Here is a 4,595-nt window from a genome sequence, read left to right as displayed (position 1 = left end):
CCGCCGGTCTACTTCGGCGGCTCGTCGGCCGCGGCCGGCCCGGTCGCCGCCCGGCACAGCGACGTCTACCTCACCTGGGGTGAGCCGCCGGCACAGGTCGCCGCCAAACTGGACTGGATCCGCAAGTTGGCCGCCGAGGCCGGACGCACGGTCCGGTTCGGCATCCGGCTGCACGTCATCTCCCGGGACACCGGCGACGAGGCGTGGGCGCAGGCGCGACGGCTGCTCGACGGCATCGCCGACGCCGACATCACCGCCGCCCAGGAGGGACTGCGCCGCAGCGAGTCCGAGGGGCAGCGGCGGATGCTCGACCTGCACGGCGGGTCCCGGGACGGCCTGGAGATCAGCCCGAACCTGTGGGCGGGCGTCGGCCTGGTCCGGGGTGGCGCGGGCACCGCCCTCGTGGGCAGCCACACCGAGGTCGCCGACCGGATCGCCGAGTACCACGCGCTCGGCCTGGACGAGTTCGTGCTCTCCGGGCACCCGCACGTCGAGGAGGCCTACTGGTTCGGCGAGGGGGTGCTGCCGATCCTGCGCGCACGGGGGCTGTGGCACCACCCGGCGGGCGCGCCGACGGTGTCGCAACCCGCCGGCATCCCGTTCGCCACCCCGCCGGTACCCACCGCTCGGCGCTGATCCGCGCGGAGGTGGGTGGCGTCAGCGCCGGGCGGCGAAGAAGTCGGCCAGTACCCGGGTGTGGGTGGAGAACGCCAGCTCGGTCGGCTCGGTCAGCACCAGCCATTCGGTGGCCTCCGCCGTCGGCGTCGACGGCGGAAGCTCCTCGGCCCGGCGGGCCGGCAACTCACCGAAGATCATCATGGTGCCGCCGGCCGGTGCGCTGTGCACCGCGACCAGTCGGGCGTCGGCCGCGTCCGCGCGCAGCCAGGTCTCCTCCCACAACTCCCGGACCAACGCCTCGCGCCAGTCCTCGCCGTACTCGACGAAGCCGCCGGGCAGCGCGAGCAGGCCGCGCGCCGGCTCGATGTCCCGCCGCACGACGACCAGGCCGAGGCCGTCGGCGGTCCGCACCGGCAGCAGCGCCACGGCCACCGGCAGCGGGTTGCGCCAGACCGTCTGGCCGCAGGCCGCGCAGACCCGGGGCCACCCGGCGTCCGCCGGATAGGCGACACCACAGTACGAGCAGTGCGAGTACGGCAGGCCGGTCATGCCGCTGCACGTTACCCGCCGGACGGATGCGCACCTGCGCCGCCGCCGATCCCGTCCGCTCAGGGCGCGCCCGTGCGGGCGTTGCCGATCGCGTCCTTGCGACCCCAGCGACCCGGGATGTCGAGCAGCTCGATCCGGCCGAACCGCTGGGGGATCGCCGGATGCACCACCAGGTGCTCACCGTACGGTTCCAGGCCGAGCAGGGTCCGCAGCAGCAGGAAGATCGCGCCGGTGGCGGAGGCCTGCGGGCTGTTCGCCGCCGGGTACGGCACCGGGAACCGGGTCAGCGCCCGGTCGTAGCCGGCGAACGACTCCGGTACCCGCCCGGCGAAGTGCTGCGCCGCGTCGATGATGCTCTCCGCGATGACGCCCGCCTCGGCCAGGAAGCCGTACCGGCGCAGCCCCATCGCGATCAACGAGTTGTCGAACGGCCACACGGTGCCGACGTGGTAGCCGAGCGGGTTGTAGCTGACCTGTTCGGTGGCGAGTGTGCGTACGCCCCAGCCGGAGAAGAGCCGGGGCCCGAGCAGGTGGTCGGCGACGGCGGCGGCCTTGTCGTCGTCGGCGATGCCGCTCCACAGCAGGTGCCCCATGTTCGACGCCAACGCGTCCACCCGGTCGCCGTCGGGGCCCAGCGCCAGCGCGAAGTACCCACCGTCGTCGATCCAGAAGTCCCGGTTGAACCGCTGCTTGAGCTCCGCCGCCTGTTGCTCCAGGCGGTCGGCGTACGCCGGGTCGTCCCAGAACTCGCGGGCCAGCCGGGCACCACGCCGTTTCGCGTCGTACGCGTACCCCTGCAACTCGCACGTGGCGCGGGGCAGCCCGGGCAGCCGGCCGTCGCGATAGCAGATCGCCTCCGGGGAGTCCTTCCAGCAGTGGTTCTTCGCCCCGCTGCGGTCGTTGCGCGGCTGGTACCAGATGTACCCGTCGCCGCGTACGTCGCCGTACTCGTCGATCCAGCGCAACGCGGCCCGGGCGGTGTCCTCCAGTTCGCGGACCAGCGCACCGTCACCGGTCCAGCGTTCGTACTCGTCGAGCAGCACGACGAAGAGCGGCGTGACGTCGGCCCCACCGAAGTACGGCGACTGCGGGCGTTCCTCGAAGGCCGCCAGCTCGCCGTACCGGAACTCGTTGAGGATCTTCCCGGGCTCCTCGTCCCGGAAGTCGTCGAGCACCGTGCCCTGGTTCAGCGCGAACAGGCGCAGTGCGGTGGTGGCCAGGCGGGGCACGAAGGGCAGCGTCTGGAAGCAGGTGAAGATGCTGTCCCGGCCGATGAGCGTCGCCGACCAGGGCAGTCCGGCCGCCGGCATCGACTCGTTCGGTGTGGCCAGCGGGGTGTACCGCAGACCCGCCAGGTCCACCAGCCCGCGCCGGTAGGTGGTGGCCATCGGCTCCCAGTCGCAGGTGAGCTGGGGTGCGTCGGCCAGCCACTCGCTCAGGTCGTGGTGTAGCCGCGCCCCCTTCTGGTGCCCGTGGTGGCCGAGCCGGGTCCGGATGTCCTCGCCGTTGGGGCTGGGGACCAGGCCGTCCACCTGGAGCCTCGTGCTCCACCTGCCCTGCCGCTCGACCCGGATCCGGAATGTCAGCCCGCGCTCGTCGATCTCGGCGGGTTCGGAGGAGGAGACGTCGGTGAGCCGGTGGAACCTCTCCCGCCGGTATCCCAGCCGCAGACGGTCGGCGGAGACCTCGCGGTAACCGCGCAACGTCGAGGCACGCGGCCAGACCACGTTGTAGATCGGGGCGAAGTCGCTGTCCACCTCGACGCGCAGGACGTGGTCGACCGGCTCGCCGGTGTGGTTGAGCACGGTCAACTGCTCGACGAAGCCATAGCCCGAGATCCACCGGTCCCGGATCACCGACACCTTGGCGTCCACGTAGTGGGTGGGATGGCCGGGGACCAGGAAGAACCTGATTTCGTAGTAGCTGGGGTCGTGCACGGCCAGCGGGTGCAACTCCTCGCCGTCCAGGCTCAGCCGCCAGGTCGACAGGAACCGGGTGTCGAAGGCGAAGAATCCGCTCGGGTTGGTGGGGCTGAACGCCATGTCGCCGTTGTCCTCGCTGAGCGCGAAGACGTTGCCGTCGAGGATGCGGACCAGCTTCTTCACGTCAGGCCCGATCCCGGGCCGGGCCGCCGCCTCCGGCTACCTCCCGGGGGTGCCGGGCGCCCGGTGGCGGGGCGAAGATCCGCTCAAGCATGATCACGAGCCGGAACTCGCCGTCCGCGGTGAAGTCGTTGCGCAGCCAGGCAGGCAGCGGCTTGACCTCGCCGTGCGCCATCCGCAGGAACAGCGCCTCGTCGGTGCCGATCACCGTGTCCGCGGGGGCCGCCTCGCCCCGGGAGACCGTCACCCGCCCGTGGTCGATGCGGACCAGCCAGTGGTCGACGTGGTCGGGGTAGCGCAGGTCGAAACGGACCGTGCCGCAGACCTGGCGCAGCATGCGACCGCCGTCGCGCGCGAGACCGGCGAAGAAGTGGTGCACCGCCTCGGACATCCCACCTCCTGCGGACCGGCGGCAGCAGACGGCGACCGCCCCACGGCGCGGCGGACGTGCCGGTCAAGCTGCGGTATCTGTCACCTTAGCGGCTTTGGTGCGCATACGGGCGGGTCTGATGCTGGGACCGCCGGCATTTGCCATTGGATTCCGGTGCCACCCCACCTATGGTGGTGCGATGCATCCCACCGCGCTGCTGGACCGCGCCGCCGTCGCCACGGCGGTGCCGCTGGCGGCTGCGCTGGGTCGGTGCGCCGCGACGCGACCGGCGTGGGTGTCCGCGCGGGCCGGTCACGGCCAGCCGCGTCCCGCCGGTCGAGGCCCCCCGGCATCCCGTCGCACAGACACGACGGCCAGGGGCGAAGCGGACAGCTTCGGCCCTTTTCTATTTTCCGAGAAGGGAGCTCAGCATGAGCGAGCAGGGCGAGCGAATCATCAGGTGCAGTGCGGTGAGGTCTCATGGCGGCACGCAGCGGAGCGGAGTGACGGCATGAGCGAGCAGGGCGAGCGAATCATCAGGTGCAGTGCGGTGAGGTCTCATGGCGGCACGCAGCGGAGCGGAGTGACGGCATGAGCACGAATACGTACGACCCGCAGTGGCGCACCGAACTCCGAGCGACGTTGACCCACGAGTTCGAGGCGCAGACGGCCCGCCTGACCGAGCTGACGGCCGACACCGGCGACCCGGCGGAGGCGCTCACCAACGGCGCGCTGATCGCCGCCACCCGGCAGAGCCTGGAGCAGATCACCGGAGCGCTGCGCCGTCTCGCCAACGGCAGCTACGGCAGCTGCGAGAAGTGCGGCACCACGATCCCTCAGGAGCGCCTGGAGATCCTGCCGCACGCCCGCTTCTGCGTGCCCTGCCAGCAGAAGCACAAGGGCTGACGCGGGTACCGGCTGCCGCGCCTACCGGCGCGGCAGCCCCTCGCCGCCGC

At 71.9% G+C, this 4,595-nt stretch carries 5 protein-coding genes; 2 read left to right on the top strand and 3 right to left on the bottom strand.

Annotated features, from left to right (window positions below; all coding sequences use genetic code 11):
* On the top strand, positions 1–636 hold a 636-nt coding region (locus tag EYA84_RS27085; protein WP_131056580.1), incomplete at its 5' end, for an LLM class flavin-dependent oxidoreductase.
* 21 nt (positions 637–657) lie between these two features.
* Here the strand turns inward: EYA84_RS27085 and EYA84_RS27080 are convergent.
* Genes EYA84_RS27080 through EYA84_RS27070 form a run of 3 tightly spaced genes read right to left on the bottom strand, consistent with a single transcriptional unit; the run spans position 658 to position 3,660 of the window.
* The gene (locus tag EYA84_RS27080) at positions 658–1,167 is read right to left on the bottom strand and encodes an NUDIX domain-containing protein (protein WP_131056578.1); all 510 of its coding nucleotides are present in this window, start codon (positions 1,165–1,167) and stop codon (positions 658–660) included.
* 59 nt (positions 1,168–1,226) lie between these two features.
* Positions 1,227–3,272, bottom strand: coding sequence for a glycogen debranching N-terminal domain-containing protein (locus EYA84_RS27075; protein WP_131056575.1), 2,046 nt, complete (start codon positions 3,270–3,272; stop codon positions 1,227–1,229).
* A gap of 1 nt (position 3,273) precedes the next feature.
* Positions 3,274–3,660, bottom strand: coding sequence for an SCP2 sterol-binding domain-containing protein (locus EYA84_RS27070; protein ID WP_131056572.1), 387 nt, complete (start codon positions 3,658–3,660; stop codon positions 3,274–3,276).
* A 570-nt stretch (positions 3,661–4,230) separates the two neighbouring features.
* Between EYA84_RS27070 and EYA84_RS27065 the strand changes: the two genes are divergently transcribed.
* The gene (locus tag EYA84_RS27065) at positions 4,231–4,545 is read left to right on the top strand and encodes a TraR/DksA C4-type zinc finger protein (RefSeq protein WP_131056570.1); all 315 of its coding nucleotides are present in this window, start codon (positions 4,231–4,233) and stop codon (positions 4,543–4,545) included.
* The last annotated feature ends 50 nt before the right edge of the window (positions 4,546–4,595 follow it).

It is taken from the genome of Verrucosispora sp. SN26_14.1 (assembly GCF_004307965.1).
In the GTDB taxonomy this organism is placed as follows: domain Bacteria; phylum Actinomycetota; class Actinomycetes; order Mycobacteriales; family Micromonosporaceae; genus Micromonospora.
The sequence above is the reverse complement of the archived record's forward strand: the minus strand, read 5'-3'. Positions and strand labels throughout refer to the sequence as shown.